Origin of the sequence: Actinoplanes sp. CA-131856 (assembly GCF_050956135.1) — a bacterium.
Classification (GTDB): Bacteria; Actinomycetota; Actinomycetes; order Mycobacteriales; family Micromonosporaceae; genus Actinoplanes.
Genome location: NZ_CP191849.1, coordinates 4522103 through 4536512, shown reverse-complemented (window position 1 = coordinate 4536512; position 14410 = coordinate 4522103). Strand labels below are relative to the sequence as shown.

Here is a 14410-nt window from a genome sequence, read left to right as displayed (position 1 = left end):
TCTCAATGCGCGCCGCCGCCGCAACGGTTGCCCGTCGTTCACATCGGGCTCATAGGAAGGGCTGATGATTCGACGTCTGTCCATCGTCGCCGCCGCCGCGGCCGCCGGTGTGCTCGCCGCTTCGCCCGCGATCGCCCATCCGGGCCATGGCGGGCCGTCCCTGAAGCTGGTGGACTCCCTCGTCTTCGCGCCGGGCCAGCCGTTCGGCGGCATCTCCGGCATCGACTACGACCCTCGCACCGGCCGCTACGTGGCGATCAGCGACGACCGGTCGGCCATCGCGCCGGCCCGTTATTACACCCTGCGGCTGCCGGTCTCGCGCAAGGGCCTGGGCACGCCGGTGGTCACGGGCGTGACCACGCTGCGCGACACGAACGGTCAGCCGTTCGCCAACGGCACGGTCGACCCCGAGGCCGTACGGGATCTGCCCGGCACCGGCCGTCTCGCGTGGACCAGCGAGGGCGCCGCCTCGACCGGCATCGCCCCGTTCGTGCGGGAGACGTCGCGCGACGGTTCTTTCCGCCGCGACTACCGGCTGCCGGCCGCCTACCTTCCGACCGCGACTTCAGGCGTACGCAATAACCTCGCCCTTGAGTCTTTGACCGTCTCGGCCGACGGCCGTTCCCTGATCACCGCGACCGAGAACGCCCTCGTGCAGGACGGCCCGGCCGCCACCCTCACCAACGGCAGCAAGTCCCGCGTGCTCGTGCTCGACCGGGCCTCCGGCAGGGCGCGGGCCGAGTACGTCTATCCGGTCAGCCCGATCGCGCACGCCGCGACCGACCCGGCCAACCCTTATCAGGACCGTGGCCTGACCGACCTGCTCGCCATCAACCGGACCGACTTCCTGGCCGTCGAGCGCAGCTACGCGGGCGGCGTCGGCTTCACGATCCAGATCTTCTGGACGACCACGCGGGGCGCCACCGACGCGTCCGGCCGCCCGGCCCTGACCGGAACCGAGAAGGCGATGGGCAAGAAGCTGCTCTTCGAGTTCCCCTCGGCCGACAACGTCGAGGGCATCACCTGGGGCCCGCGCCTGGCCGGCGGCCAGCGCTCGCTCATCGCGGTCACCGACGACAACTTCGGCACGGCCGGCACCCAATTCCACCTGCTCCGCTATCACCAGTGACCGACGCCTTCTTCGTCGCGCTGCTGGGCGTCGCCGGTCAGCTCGTGCAGGGGCTCACCACCGAGCTCGTGCTCGAGCTGCGGCGGCGCCGGCAGCCCGCCGCCCAGCTCGGTTCCCGCGAGCTCGACCGGGCCGTCGACACCACCCGCCGCCGCCTGGGCGACCTGCGGGACCTGTCCCCCGACGAGTGGGAGGCGGCCTCCGACGCCGCCGCCGCGGCGCTGGCCGGCGCCGGCGTCACCCTCGACCTGGTCTTCGAGCTCGACCTCGACCCGGGGCGGCTGGCCAAGGCGGTCGAGGCGCGCGGCACGGCCGTGCTCGCCCGGTCCGGCCTGTCCTCGGCGGGCGAGGCCGTCTACCGCCGGATCATCGGCGTGACCTGTGACCACCTCCTGGCCGCGCTGCAGGCCCAGCCCGGGTTCGAGCGGCTGTTGCAGCTGCGCACCTACCGCGAGATCCACCGGACTCCCACCGACCTCGACGGCGTCTTCACCACCCGCTACGTGCAGGTCGTCACCAAGCGGCTCGGCCAGTTCGAGCTGTTCGGCGTCACCCGCGGCCGGCGTCCCCGGCGGCACGCCTTCGACAAGTACGTCTCGCTGGCCGTGGCCCGCGGCGCCCCCGACGATGACGAGGAGGGCCTGACCGGCGTCGGCATCGACGTGGCGAACGCGCTGGCCGACCATCCCCGCGCGGTGATCCGCGCCGGGGCCGGTGCCGGCAAGACGACACTGTTGCAGTGGATCGCCGCCGCGCAGACCGGCCTGGTGCCGTTCTTCGTGCCGTTGCGCCAGTTCGCGCACGACGGCGCCGGCTTCCCGGCGCCGGAGCAGCTGCCCGGCATCATCGCGGGAACGATCGCGGGCGAGATGCCGCCCGGGTGGGCCAGCCGCCGCCTGGCCGCCGGCGGGGCCATCCTGCTCATCGACGGGGTGGACGAGCTGCCGCCGGAGAAGCGCGAGGCGGTCCGCGACTGGGTGGCGTCGCTGGTCGAGGCGTACCCCGACGCCCGCTACGTGGTGACCAGCCGCCCGCCCGCGATCGAGGAGGAGTGGCTCGACTTCGTCCCGTTCGACCTGTTGTCGCTCAGCGCCCAGGGCATCCAGGACTTCCTGTCCCGCTGGCACGAGGCCGCGCAGGAGGAGTACGGCGACGAGCCCGGCATGAACGAATGGCTGGCCACCTGCCGCCGCGAGCTGGGCGAGCTGATCGCGACCCGCCCCGAGCTGCGCCGCCTGGCCGCCAACCCGCTGCTGGCCGGCCTGATCTGCGCGCTCTATCAGGACCGGCACATGCACATGCCGCGCGACCGCAAGAGCCTGTACGACGCCGCCCTGGAGCTGCTGCTGCTCCGCTGGGACGAGCGGCGCGGCGTGCGGCTCGACCAGGCGCCGGCGCTGAGCATGGAGGAGCAGGTCGTCATCCTTCAGCGCCTGGCCTATTCGCTGGTGAAGAACCAGGACATCCTGCTCCCCCGCGACCAGGCGGTGCACCGCATCCGGCACGCGATGCGGGGGATCCGCCCCGAGCACGCGGAGCCGGCGGCGGTCCTTCAGCGCACGCTGGAGCGCACGGGCCTGCTCCGCGAGGTGTACGACGGCCAGATCCAGTTCGTGCACCGGACGTTCCGCGACTACCTGGCCGCGAAGGAGGTGGTGGACGCGGGCGACCTGGGCCTGCTGATCGAGAACGCCCACCTGGACCCGTGGCACGACGTGGTCATCATGGCGGTGGCGCACGCCCGCCCGATCGAACGCGAGCGCATCCTGGGCGACCTGCTGAGCGGAAACGCGGCGGCCCGCGAACGCCCGGCGGTGCACGACCGCCTGCGGCTGCTGGCGGCGGCCTGCCTGGCCCAGGCCGACGTGACGGAGAGCGACGAGATCCGCGAGCAGGTCCACCAGGCCGCCCGGCGCCTGATCCCCCCGGCCAGCCTCGACGACGCCGAGTTGCTGGCCCGGGCCGGCCCGTTCGTCCTGGAGCTGCTCCCCGGCCCCGAGGGCCTGGACGACGAGCAGGCGGCCGGCGTGGTCCGCACCGCCGCGATGATCGGCGGCGAGGCGGCCCGCGACACGATAGCCCGCTTCACGGCGATAGATCAGGCCTTGGTCATCGACGAGCTGCTGCGGGCCTGGCGCGTCTCGGACGACCCGGAGCGCTACGCCACGGAGGTCCTGGCCGACGTCGACTTCGGCGACCGCCGCCTGGACATCCAGCGCTGGTCCCGGGTGCAGTACCTGCGCCACCTGCGCCGGCTGTCCACGGTCTCGTGCCGGGGCGACCTGACCCCGCTGGACCCGCTGGCCGCCATCCCGAACCTGCGCCGCCTGGAGCTCCTGCAGAACACGGTCCTGCGCAACCTGTCGCCGTTGACCGCGGCCCGCGAACTGCGGGTGCTGCACCTGGCCAGCTGCCCCATGCTGCGCGACCTGTCCCCGCTGCGCCACACGAGGCTGACCGAGCTGCGCCTCTACTTGATGAACGCCTCCCTGCCCACCTTGAGCGGCGCCCCCATCACCCGCCTGGTGATCCGCGACCGGGCCCTGACGGCGGGCCTGCACGACCTGCCCGCGTCCCTCCCGCTGACCGAGCTGGTGCTGGAGAACCGCCCACCCGACCGGAACCTGCGCGGCATAGAGCGCCTGACCCAGCTCCGCCACGTCGAGTTCGTCGGCACCCCCACTGAGGCCGAGCTGGAGTCCCTGGCCGCCCTCCCGCATCTGACCAGCGTGGAGGTGCACGCCCCCGACGCGATTGACGGCCTCCTGGAGCTGCCGTCACTGACCCATCTGACCCTCCATTCCGTACGCCCTGACGTGCGCACCCAGGCACAATCCCGGACCACCCCACACATCGAACTCCGCTGATCGAGCACCCCTCCCGCGCCGGCCGTGGGACGAACGCCAGCCGATTCCGGACGGTCGGCCGAGATGCGGACGGCCGTCGATCGCTGCACACTGCCCGGGATGAACGGACAGCTACTCGGCGGCCGCTACCGGTTGCTGGCACCGGTCGGCAGCGGCGGCATGGCCGTGGTCTGGCGCGCCCACGACGACGTGCTGGCGCGGACGGTCGCCGTCAAGGTGCTGGCCCCCAGCCAGGTGGGAGATCCCGCCTCGAGGGACCGCATCCGCCAGGAGGCCCGGGCCGCCGCCGGACTGTCCCACCCCAACGTCGCCCAGGTCCACGACTACGGCGAGATGACAAACGGCCCGCAGGTCTTCCCGTACGTGGTCATGGAGCTGATCCCCGGCGGCACCCTCCTGCGCCGCCTCTGCGAGGGCCCGGTCCCTCCTCGTTTCGCCATGCGGGTGGGCGCCGAGATCGCCGCCGCCCTGGCCGCCGCCCACGCCGAGAACCTGGTCCACCGCGACATCAAGCCGGCGAACGTCATGCTCGCCCCCACCGGCGCCAAGGTCGTCGACTTCGGCATAGCCGCCGCCACGTCGCCCGGCACCCCCGGCGCCGTCTCCGACGAGGTGCTGGGCACCCCCGCCTATCTGGCCCCCGAACGCCTGCTGGCCGACGTGGTGGAGCCCGCCTCCGACATGTACGCCCTGGGTGTGGTCCTCTACCGCCTCCTCTCGGGCCGTTCCCCGTGGACCACGAACGAGCCCACCCAGCTCCTCGAACAGCACATCCACCGGGACCCGCAACCGCTGTCACTGCTCCCCGGCGTCCCCGACTACGTGGCCGACCTGACCAACCGCTGCCTGGCCAAGCTCCCCACCTCCCGCCCCACGGCCCGCGAGGCCGCCACCCTGCTGGCCCGGGGCGCCGGCCTGCGCGTGGTGACCGACGAACACCTCCCCTTCCCGGCCACCTCCGAGCCCCCACCCGAGCCGTCGGTCCTCATCCCCACCGCCCGCCACCTCCCCAAACTCACACCTCCCGCCGAACCGCCACTTCCCTCACCGCCCGCACCCCCGGCCCCGCGTCATCGCCCGGTCCGCCGGTGGGCGGCCGTGGCCGCGCTGACGGCCTCCGCCGCAGCCGGCGTCTGGCTGGCACTCCCCGACGACGACAAAGCCGCCGAGTCCGCCCTGCCGGCGGCGAGCCCACCCCCGACGGCTTCGCCCACGCCGGACGCCCGCACTTCCGCGCGCGCCCGCCCGGCCGCGACCTCCAACCCCGTCGCCACCGCGCCGAGCCAGACCGCCCCCGCCGCCGGCCCGACCGGCTCGTCCGGCCCGTCCGGTCAGCCCGCTCCCACCAGCCCGGCTTCTTCCACCAGCCCGGCGACTCCGACCAGCCCGGCCAATCCGCCGGGCCCGGCCGGCACCCCCGCGCCGGGCACCTCCGCCACCCCGGACGCTCCCCGTCCGCGGACCTTCTCCTCCGCGGCCGGCACTCTCCAGGCCACCTGCCCCGCGCCCGCCACCGCCCAGATCACCTCCTGGCAGGCGACCAAGCCCTACCGGGTGCTGACCGCCTCCGGCGGGCCGTCCGCGGCGCCTTCGGTGACCGTCAAGCAGGGCAAGTCCCTGGTCACCATGACCGTCACCTGCGCCGCCGGCACGCCCTCCGTGGCCCTGTCCGAAACCGCCGCCGGCACCCCGTAGGCCCCGTCAGCCGGTGACCTCTATGCCGGTGGCGAAGTGGATGGCGTCGTCGTGGGTGAGCGGGATCGCGTCGGGGTCCCAGGTGATCTCGAGGGCCTTGCCGTCGGGCAGATGGATCCGCATGAGGGCGGCCTCGGCGTACAACTCGGCGGTGTTGCCGTTGATCACGATCTTCTCGGCCGGGTCGGACTCCGGCTCGGCGTCCTCGGTCAATGACACGCAGAGGCCCGTCGGCTGGCGTTCGCTGGCGGCCACGGCCTCAGGGGCCAGGCAGGTCGTGCCCGCGCTCTGATGCTGCAGGGTGAGCCGCGGCGGATAGGCGCCCAGCTGAAACTCGCCGGGGGCGCCGTCGACGCTGCCGGCGCTCAGGCCGGAGGCGAAGCGCAGCACGTCGGCCTCGGTGGGCGGTCCGAGGCTGATGACCTGCACCCAGCGTTTGTCGGGCAGCTGCCAGCGGACGCCCACGAAGCGGTCGCCGGGGCCGGCCCCGTCGTACGTCGTCGAGGTGTGGACCGTGGCGGCGCGGCCGTTGACAGTGGACTGGTGCTCCTGCTCGGCCTCGACCTCCCAGCCGGGTTGCAGGGGGCCGATCTCGGCGCTGAGCGTCTGGCTCTCCCGGGTGTAGTCGATGAGCCTGTTCGGGCCCATGCGGGTGACGGTGGGCTCACCCAGGCCGGGCGGCACCCAGCTCGGCGCCAGGGGGAAGACGGCCACGCGCCAGGCCGGCCGGCTCCACTCCCATTTCTGGGCGGGCGGGGACGGCTCGGCCTCCTCGTGGCGCAGGGCCGGGAGGGCGACCGCCGCGGCGACGACGGCGGCGGCGACCCCGCCGGCGGCCAGGGCCTGACGGCGGCGGCGGTCGCGCCGGATGCCGGCGTCGACGGTGGTGAGCAGGCCGGGCCGCGGCACCTGCCGGGCCGCGCGCTCGTGCAGGATGGTGCGCAGGTCGTCTTCCAGGCTCACGGCGTGACTCCCGACTTGTCGGTGGCGGACGGTGTCAGCTCGGCCCGTAATCGGGCCAGCCCGCGGGCGGCGTGCACCCGCACCGTGCTGGGCGCGCAGCGCAGCGTCTCGCCGATCTCACGGTCGTCGAGATCTTCGTAGAAGCGCAGGACCAGCACGGCCCGCTGGGCGCGGGTGAGCCGCCCGAGCCGCGGCCAGAGGTCGTCGCGGTCGGCGACCTGTTGCGCGAAGTCGATCGGATCCTCGCGGTCGTCCTCGATCGGCTCGGGTTTCTCCCGCGTGCGGCGCAGCCGCAGCCAGGAGACGTGACGGCGCACGAGGGCGGTGCGCATATATCGATCGGGGTCGTCGGTGTCTATCCGATGCCATCGGCGGTACGCCCGGACCAGCACCTCCTGGACCAGGTCCTCGCCGAGCTGATGATCGCCGCAGATCAGGTAAGCGAATTTCCGCAGGGCGTCCCCGCGGGCCTTGACGTACTCCTCGAAACCGCTGTGCAACTCGCTCACCCCGTTCGGTTTTGCCCCTCTACTTAGAAGGACGCCTCGAGCGGGCGAGGTTGCTTACCTCCTCAGGGGACAATCGTGACGGGCCATCGTCCGCTGCGCTCGAGCTGCCGCGCCACCGATCCCACAATGCGGTGTGCCAGACATTCCGGCCGGCCGACGACGACCGTTCCAGCCTGCACCTCATGGGCAACTTCGGAGATCACCGTGTACGGGTTCCCGGCGCGCACGACGAAGTCGACGTCCAGGTCCGACGCGCTGAGAGCGGACCGCAGCGTGGCCTCCACCCGGTCCTGCGCGTCGACGACCTGGGCCACACCGGTGCCCGAGGTGTCCATGGTGGTGAGCAGCCCGTTCGGCTGGCTGCGGGCGTAGACCACGACCAGCCGGGCCTGTTGACGGCGCGCGAGCCCGGCGGCGTACGCGGCCGCGCGCAACGACGAGCGTGACTCGTCGACGCCGACCACGATCGCCGCCGGGCCCCAACCCTGCGATCCCATGATCTCCGCTATCCGGCGCGCAGCTCGGCGATCGCCTCGGGGGTCAGCGGCCGGGGTTCGGCCTCGGCGCTGACCAGCACCACCGACATGGTGGCGGCGTGGTTGAGGGCGCTGGTGAAGCTGCCGTCGGTGAACTGGGCCAGGGCGCCGCGCGGCGAGCGCCCGATCGCGATGAGCGGGGCCCGCACCTCGGCCGCGTGCCGGGCCACGGCCCGCCCGGCCGCGGCGTGGTCGCCGACGCTCTCGATGACCCGCCCGGTGGCGGCCACGCCCGATCCGGCCAGCCGGTCCAGGTGCCGGGCGACGGCCGCCCGGGCCTCGGACTCGGCCTCCGGCTCGATCGCCAGCTCCTCGATCACCATGGTCTCGCGAACGTGCACGACTTCCAGGGGCCGCCCTTCGCGCCGGGCGACCAGGGCGGCGGCGTCCACGGTGGCCGCCGCGTCCGGGGTGCTGCCGACGGCGACGACCACGGGACGTGTGGCAACCGGCTCGGGCGAGGCCTTCTCGGCCGCCGACACGAGCTTGTGCCCGCTGGCCAGCACCACGATGGCCAGCAGGAACGCCACCCCGCCGACGTAGAACGGCACGCTCAGGTCGAAATGATCGGCGAGCTTTCCGGCCACGTACGGCGCCAGCCCACCCCCGATGAACCGCACGAACCCGTACGCCGAGGAGGCGATCGGCCGCTCGACCGGCGACACCAGCATGACGGCCTGGGTGGTCAGCGTGTTGTTGATGCCGATGAACGCCCCACTGACGATCACCGCGGCGATGACCGCGGACGGCGTGTCCACACCGGCCGCGATGACCACCATGACGACGGCCAGGCCGGCCATGTTGACGTACAGGACCGGCGCTGTCCCGAATCTCGCCTGAAGCCGCGGCGCGAAGAAGACGCTGAAGGCGGCGACCAGAAGACCCCAGGCGGTGAAGACCAGGCCGAGCTTGTGGGCGTCGAGCTCCATCGGATAGGGCGCGTAGCCGAGCATGGTGAAGAAGCCCCAGTTGTACAGCAGGGCCATGATGCCCATGGTCAGCAGCCCGCGGTGGCGCAGCGCCTTGAGCGGCGCGGTCAGCGACACCTTCCTCTCCGGCGTGGGCAGCGGCTTGACCATGACGAGGGTGGCGACCAGGGCGATGGCCATCAGGATCGCGACCCCGAAGAACGGCCACCGCCAGCTGATCGAGCCGAGCTCCCCGCCGAGCAGCGGCCCGACGGCGATGCCGAGGCCGAGCGCCGTCTCGTACAGGATGATCGCCCCGCCGAACCCGCCACTGGCCGAGGCCACGATGACGGCGAGGCTGGTGGCGATGAACAGGGCGTTGCCGAGCCCCCAGCCGGCCCGGAACCCGACGATCCCGCCGATCGAGCCGGACGCGCCGGCCAGCGCCGCGAAGACCACGATGATGGCGAGCCCGGCGATCAGCGTCTTCTTGGCCCCGATCCGGCTCGAGACCCACCCGACGCCGAGCATGGCGACCGCGGTGACCACGAGATAGCTGGTGAACAGCAGCGACACCTGGCTGGGCGTGGCGTGCAGGTCGTCGGCGAGCGCCGGCAGGATCGGATCGACGAGCCCGATCCCCATGAACGAGATGACACAGGCGAACGCGACCGCCCACACGGCTTTCGGCTGCCGGAACGGGCTGACGGCTTTTTCATGAGAGGCGCTCATGCGCACGCTCCATCGAAGCAACGGGTGGTTGATAACTACGTTATACATCATCGCGCGACCGGGTGAACTCCGCACACCGGCACGGGTATGCAAGACGCCACACCCCTAGCCTGAATGCGCGCGCCGACTCCGCCTGGTCCTGGTCCTCGCCGCCCTCGCGCTCACCGTGACGGCGGCCAGCGTCGTGTCCGTGGCCGTCAACATCGCCACCGACGTGGGGGTCGACCGCATCGCCTTCGTCCAGCGGAATCCCTGGTGGTGGGCGCTGGGCAGCACGATGCTGGCGGTTCTGGCCGGCATCGCCGCCTTCGTGACCCAGCAGAGGTACGCCGGCGCGGCCTCCGCCGTGAAGCGTCCCCGCCCCGGGCGGCCGTCCTGGGTGGTCGACCGCCCGGACGAGGTGAACCGGGTCGTGCAGGCCCTGCGGAGCTCTCACGGCACGGTGTCGATCACCACCGGGGTGTACGGGGCGGGCGGCTTCGGCAAGACGACGATCGCCCAGCTCGTGCGGGCCGACCGCCGCCTGCGCCGCCTCTTCGGCGACGAGATCTACTGGGTCACGGTCGGCCGCGACGTACGGCACGGGGCGCTGGCCGAGAAGGTCACCAAGCTGATCGAGGAGATCGCCCCGGGCCGTGCCGTCGCCCGCCCCGAGGTCTGGCACGCCGCCGAGAGTCTGGCCGAGGTGCTGAGCGAGGGACCACGGCGCCTCGTGATCGTCGACGACGTCTGGTTCCCCGACCAGCTCGAGGCGTTCCGCCCCGGCGACCGGTCGGCGCGGCTGATCACCACCCGCAGTGAGCGCCTGGCCGAGGGCCTCGGCGTGGCGGTACGCGTCGACCAGATGACCGAGGCGCAGGCCCGCCGGGTGCTGACCGCCGGGCTGCCCCGGATGGATCCGGCGTCCATGGCCGGGCTGATCGCGGCGACCGGGCGCTGGCCGCTGCTGTTGCGGCTGGTCAACGCCGTTCTGCGGGAGCAGTTGCGGATCGAGCCGGACGTGGACCGGCGGGCCGGCGAGGTGCTGCTGCGGCTGCGCGAGAGCCCGGCGAGGATCGACGACCTCACCGGGACGGCCGTCGGCGGCCTCGATCTGTCCGACCCCGGTCAGCGGTCGCAGGCGGTCACCGCCACCGTCGAGGCGAGCATCGGGCTGCTGGGCCCCGGCGAGCGCGACCGGCTGGCCGAGCTGGCCGTCTTCGCCGAGGACGAGCTGGTGCCGGTCGATCTGGTCCTGGCGCTGTGGCGGGAGACCGGCGACGTCGAGGCGCTGCGGGGCCGCGCCCTGTGCGCCCGGCTCGCCGACCTCGCCCTGATCACGCTACGGCCGGACGGGATCGAGCTGCACGACGTCATCCGTGACTATCTGCGCCACGAGCTGGGCCCGCGGCGGCTCGAGCAGGCACATCGCGCCCTGCTCGGCGCGGCAGCCGGCGAATGCGGCGCCGGCTGGTGGCATCTGCCCGAGTCGCAGCGCTATCTCCGGGACCACCTGGTCGAGCATCTGGCCGCCACTGACCGATGTGCGGCGGAGGCGCTCGCGACCGACCCGCGATGGATCGCGGCCGGCCTTCGGGCCTCCGGCCCGCTCGCGCCCCTGCGCGACCTCGCGGCTGTGGGCACGTCGCGCGGCGAGACGATCGCGGCCAAGCTGGGCCAGGTGGCGCATCTGCTCGCGCCGACCGTGCCGCCCCATTCCCTCGATGATGTCCTGCACGACCGTCTCGGCTCCTGGCTCGCGCCGTCGGCGCCCGGCCCGGAGCGGCCCCGCCTGGTCAGCGCGTGGCCGCTGCCGGATCTGCCGAGCCCGCTGATGCGCCGCGTGCTGACCGGTCATCGCCGCACGATCATCCAGTTGGTGATCACGGGCGACGGCGAACGGGTCGTCTCCTTCGACAGCGGCGGGACCGCCCGGGTCTGGGACGCCACGACCGGCCGGCCGAGGCACACGTACGCGCTGGGCCACGCCCGGCCGTCGGCGGCGATCGCACCGGACGGCCGCACGCTGGCCTCCGTCGACCGCTCGGCGGCGGGGGCGCCCGTGATCATCGATCTCGTCACCGGTGCTCAGCGGCGGCTTCCGTCGAGGGACAAGTCCGTCGCGAGGATGGCCTTCACACCGGACAGCGCCCGGCTGGCCGTCCACTCGGGCGCGGTCCACATCTGGAGTCTCGGCGCGGCCAAAGCACAGACGCGGCTCGACGTGGGTGAGTCGCACGTGTGGGCGATGACCCCGTCGCCGGACGGCCGCCTCCTGGCGGTGGCCACGAGCGACTACGCGGTGCGGTTGTGGGACACCGTGACAGGCCGCATGCACGCCGAGTTCAGCGGTTTCGGCAACCTGGTCTCGGAGATCGTCTTCGCGCCGGACGGGGCCCGCATGGTGACCGTCACCGCCGGGCGGCCCGCGATCTGCGACCTCAGAACCGGCGAGCGGACCGCGCTGCCCCATCGGTCGATCGGCGACGTGACGGCGGTCGCGGTCTCCCCGGACGGCAGCGCGGTGGCCACGGCCCGGGTGGACCGGACGGTCTCGATCTGGAGTCTGCGCGGCCGCGGGCTCGTCGCCCGGCTGGCCGGCCACACCGACCTGGTGCGGGCGATCGCCTTCGCCCCGGACGGAACGTGGCTCGCGACCGCCGGCGAGGACCGGTCGGTGCGGATCTGGGATGTCGCCGCCGGCAAGCGTTATCGCAGTCTCCCGGCCGGTGGTCACACCGCGCTGAACGCGGTCGCGTGCGGCGCGAACGGCACCCCGCTGATCGCCGCTGGACACGCGGCCGGCATCAAGGTCTGGCGGGACGACGGAACTCCCGGAGCCACGATCGACACGAAGGGAGCGGACGCCGTCCTGGTCGCTCCGGACGGCACGTGGGTGGCGGGCCTGGCCCGCACCACGGTCACGATCTGGGTTCGCGGCGACGGCGGCTCCTGGCGTCAGCGCAAGGTGTTCGGCCCCGCCGTCGAGGCGATGGCGACGACCCGCGACGGGCGATATCTGGTGACAGGAGGCGAGTACCCTCCACTTCGTATCTGGGACACCTCGACCTTCACGACCAGCACGGAACTCACCGGCAGCCGGGGCCGGGTCACCGCGGTCGCCGTCTCCCCCGACGGCACGTGGGTGGCCGCCTGTCAGGGCGCGCATCTCCGGCTGCTCGACGTGCCGGGCGGCCGGCTCCGGGCGGAGTGGAGCTTCCGTTCGGGGCCGTCCCCGGCTCTCGCCGTCGCGCCGGACGGGCGCTGGATCGCGGCCGGCGACACCGGACCGGTGATGCTCTGGACTTCCGGAGGGGAACCCGCCGGCACGCTGGCCCCCGACGCCGAGAAGGTCCTCGCGCTGGCCTTCTCGCCCGGCGGCGAGCGGCTCGCGGTGGTGGGCGACAACGGAGCTATCCAGATCTTCGGCGTGCCGGACGGCCGGCCGCTGGCCATGACCCGCGTGGAGCACCGGGCCAACTCGTGTGTCTGGGCGCCGTTCGAGCCGTTGCTCTACGTGGCCGGTGAGGGCGGGCTCTACTGCTTCCGTTACACCCACCTACCATGAGTTCCGTGGCCAAGCGGGACGAGATCCGGAACGCGGCCGGGCGGCTCTTTCGGGAGCGGGGGTTCGCTCGTACGGCCGTACGGGACATCGCCGCCCTCGCTCAGACCAGCCCCGCCCTGGTCATTCGGCACTTCGGGACCAAAGAGCTCCTGTTCCTCGACACCATGCGGCTGACCATCGATGACGAGCCGCTGCTCGATGTGCCGCTCGACGAGCTCGGTGAACGGTTCATCGAGGTCATGGTCACGTCCGGTGACGACGTACGGCAGGTCTATCTCGCTCTTGTCCGTGGGTCTCATGAGCCGCAGATCCGGGAGCGGCTCCGCGACATCCACGAGACGACGCTGATCGCGCCGCTGCGGGCGCGGCTCAAGGGTGAGGACGCCGACCAGCGCGCCCGGATGGCCGGAGCGCTGGTCGGCGGGCTGCTCTACGCCCTGTGGGTCGTCGGTGACGAGCGCCTCGGGGACGAGGAGCTGGTCGGCCGGTACGGGGCGTTGTTGCAGCAGGTTCTCACTGGACCGACCAGCCACCGTCCGACGGGAGGATCGCGCCGTTGATGTTGGCGCCGTCGTCGCTGAGCAGGAACGTGATGGAGGCGGCCAGCTGCTCGGCGGTGGCGATCGGGGGGATCTGGCGCAGGAACGGACCCGTGCGGGTGGCGCCGAACTCCGATCCCGGGTTGTGCTGCATGCCGGTCGCCACACCGCCCGGCGCCACCGCGTTGACCCGGATGCCCTCCAGGGCGTACATGAAAGCGCAGCTCCTGGTGATGCCCACGACCGCGTGTTTCGAGGCTGTGTAGGCGATCCCGGCCGCGTTGCCGCGCAGCGCGGCCTCCGAGGCGACGTTGACGATCGAGCCCCGCTTGTGGGCCAGCATGGACGGGAGCACGGCCCGGGTCAGGTTGAGCACGCCGTCGACGTTGACCGCGAACACCTTGCGCCACAACGCGTCCGAGACCTCGTGGGCGGGCGTGAAGTCGTCCACCACGCCGGCGATGTTGGCCAGGCCGTCGATGCGGTCACCGGCCGCCTCGATCACCCGCCGTACGTCGTCGGCCGAGGTGATGTCCGCCCTGACGCCCCTATCGGAAATGTCAGAAATGTCGACGCCGACTACCCGGCCGCCCTCACGGGCGATGCGCGAGGCCACGGCCCGCCCGATCCCCGAGGCAGCGCCGGTGACGATGATCGTCTTACCGTCGAAGCGCCCCGGAACAATGCGCTCGCCGATGTCCTCGACGGAAGGCACGACGCCGTCGTTGACCCGCAGAACCAAAGCGTCGATCACCTCTTGCGGCAACTTGCCCTGGCTGAGCGCGACCATCTGCTGAAGAGGCAGCTGCCGTACGGGCGTGAGCACCGACTCGTCGAAGCCACCCTGCCCGAGCAGTTCCCGCAGCGCGGGGCCGCCTTCCGCATGCGCAAGCCAGTCACCGACCGTGCTGCCCGCCGTCAACGCCATCTCGCGATCCCTTCGTCGAAAACCCGGAGTGAACTTAGTTCACTCCGGGTTCCGGCG

The 14410-nt window shown here is 72.6% G+C and carries 10 protein-coding genes; 5 read left to right on the top strand and 5 right to left on the bottom strand.

The window, feature by feature from the left end:
• Positions 1 to 64: 64 nt before the first annotated feature.
• The 3 genes from ACQP2X_RS20875 to ACQP2X_RS20865 all read left to right on the top strand — a co-directional run bounded on the left by ACQP2X_RS20875 (position 65) and on the right by ACQP2X_RS20865 (position 5691).
• Positions 65 to 1129, top strand: coding sequence for an esterase-like activity of phytase family protein (locus tag ACQP2X_RS20875; RefSeq protein WP_498699406.1), 1065 nt, complete (start codon positions 65 to 67; stop codon positions 1127 to 1129).
• Positions 1126 to 3996 carry an NACHT domain-containing protein gene (locus tag ACQP2X_RS20870; protein ID WP_498699404.1) on the top strand — a complete coding sequence of 957 codons (2871 nt, stop codon included), beginning with the start codon at positions 1126 to 1128 and terminating at the stop codon, positions 3994 to 3996. The genes ACQP2X_RS20875 and ACQP2X_RS20870 overlap by 4 nt, the downstream gene beginning before the upstream one ends.
• Before the next feature lie 99 nt (positions 3997 to 4095).
• Positions 4096 to 5691 carry a serine/threonine-protein kinase gene (locus ACQP2X_RS20865; RefSeq protein ID WP_498699402.1) on the top strand — a complete coding sequence of 532 codons (1596 nt, stop codon included), beginning with the start codon at positions 4096 to 4098 and terminating at the stop codon, positions 5689 to 5691.
• A gap of 6 nt (positions 5692 to 5697) precedes the next feature.
• Here the strand turns inward: ACQP2X_RS20865 and ACQP2X_RS20860 are convergent, their stop codons facing one another.
• The 4 genes from ACQP2X_RS20860 to ACQP2X_RS20845 form a co-directional block, all read right to left on the bottom strand.
• A complete protein-coding gene (locus tag ACQP2X_RS20860) occupies positions 5698 to 6654 on the bottom strand; it encodes a hypothetical protein (RefSeq protein WP_498699401.1) in 957 nt (318 codons plus the stop codon).
• Positions 6651 to 7163, bottom strand: a complete 513-nt coding sequence (locus ACQP2X_RS20855) for a SigE family RNA polymerase sigma factor (RefSeq protein ID WP_498699400.1) — start codon at positions 7161 to 7163, stop codon at positions 6651 to 6653. The genes ACQP2X_RS20860 and ACQP2X_RS20855 overlap by 4 nt, the downstream gene beginning before the upstream one ends.
• Positions 7164 to 7225: 62 nt before the next feature.
• Positions 7226 to 7660: a universal stress protein gene (locus ACQP2X_RS20850; protein ID WP_498699399.1), complete on the bottom strand. Its 435-nt coding sequence runs from the start codon at positions 7658 to 7660 to the stop codon at positions 7226 to 7228.
• A gap of 8 nt (positions 7661 to 7668) precedes the next feature.
• On the bottom strand, positions 7669 to 9339 hold the full coding sequence (locus tag ACQP2X_RS20845) for an MFS transporter (protein WP_498699398.1): 1671 nt from the start codon (positions 9337 to 9339) through the stop codon (positions 7669 to 7671).
• 190 nt (positions 9340 to 9529) lie between these two features.
• Between ACQP2X_RS20845 and ACQP2X_RS20840 the strand changes: the two genes are divergently transcribed.
• Positions 9530 to 12886 carry an NB-ARC domain-containing protein gene (locus tag ACQP2X_RS20840; RefSeq protein WP_498699396.1) on the top strand — a complete coding sequence of 1119 codons (3357 nt, stop codon included), beginning with the start codon at positions 9530 to 9532 and terminating at the stop codon, positions 12884 to 12886.
• A gap of 5 nt (positions 12887 to 12891) precedes the next feature.
• A complete protein-coding gene (locus ACQP2X_RS20835; protein WP_498699394.1) occupies positions 12892 to 13446 on the top strand; it encodes a TetR/AcrR family transcriptional regulator in 555 nt (184 codons plus the stop codon).
• On the opposite strand, the gene ACQP2X_RS20830 is transcribed toward ACQP2X_RS20835, so the two are convergent.
• On the bottom strand, positions 13400 to 14353 hold the full coding sequence (locus ACQP2X_RS20830) for an SDR family NAD(P)-dependent oxidoreductase (protein WP_498699391.1): 954 nt from the start codon (positions 14351 to 14353) through the stop codon (positions 13400 to 13402). The genes ACQP2X_RS20835 and ACQP2X_RS20830 overlap by 47 nt on opposite strands.
• Positions 14354 to 14410: the final 57 nt, after the last annotated feature.